At 49.2% G+C, this 918-nt stretch carries 1 protein-coding gene and 2 pseudogenes; all 3 read right to left on the bottom strand.

Translation table 11 applies throughout. From position 1 onward, the window contains the following. A pseudogene (locus BHE85_RS16565) lies at positions 1-384 on the bottom strand (transposase); the annotation flags it as partial. After that, positions 377-574: pseudogene (locus BHE85_RS16570) on the bottom strand (IS1 family transposase); the annotation flags it as partial. The pseudogenes BHE85_RS16570 and BHE85_RS16565, both read right to left, overlap by 8 nt. 13 nt (positions 575-587) lie before the next feature. After that, positions 588-918, bottom strand: a 331-nt coding sequence (locus tag BHE85_RS16575) for an integrase core domain-containing protein (RefSeq protein WP_039064378.1), incomplete at its 5' end; no start/stop codon positions are given.

Genomic DNA, 918 nt, shown 5'->3' on the forward strand with positions numbered 1-918 from the left:
GTTCATGCTGTACCCAGTTGTAATAACCGCTCCTGGATACACCAAATACCTGACACATCGCTTCAATGGGAAATTGTTGTCGCCATTGTTCGATTAACGCGTATTTTTCAGCGACTCCTGTGCAAAATACGCTGTTGCTTTTTTTAATATATCTCGCTCAAGGCGAGCTTCATTTAACGCCTTACGCAGTTGCAGAATTTCAGATTCCAGTTCAGCCACCGTGCGGGAACCAGGAGTACCGAGCCCTTTTCTGGCGGCGGTAACCCATTGTCCTAAAGTGCCTTCAGGAAGGGATAATCGGGAAGCGCCTTCACTGATCGAAAGTTGATTTTCAAGAACCGTTCTGACAGCTTCGGCTTTGGGTAATGCTGCCAACTTACTGATAGTGTTTTATGTTCAGATAATGCCCGATGACCTTGTCATGCAGCTCCACCGATTTTGAGAACGACAGTGACTTCCGTCCCAGCCTTGCCAGATGTTGTCTCAGATTCAGATTATGTCGCTCAATGCGCTGAGTGTAACGCTTGCTGATAACGTGCAGCTTTCCCTTCAGGCGTGATTCATACAGCGGCCAGCTGGATTTGCCCCTATATTTCCAGACATCTGTTATCACTTAACCCATTACAAGCCCGCAGCCGCAGATATTCCCGTGGCGAGCGATAACCCAGCGCACTATGCGGATGCCATTCGTTATAATGCTCGAACGCCTCTGCAAGGTTCTTTGCTGCCGTTAACCCGTCTGGTTTGGGCATGATACTGATGTAGTCACGCTTTATCGTTTTCACGAAGCTCTCTGCTATTCCGTTACTCTCCGGACTCCGCACCGCCGTGTTCTTCGGTTCAAGTCCCAACATCCGGGCGAACTGGCGTGTTTCATTAGCCCGGTAGCATGAACCATTATCCGTCAGCCACTCCACT

It is taken from the genome of Shigella sp. FC1567 (assembly GCF_001743015.1).
Taxonomy (GTDB): Bacteria; Pseudomonadota; Gammaproteobacteria; order Enterobacterales; family Enterobacteriaceae; genus Escherichia; species Escherichia coli.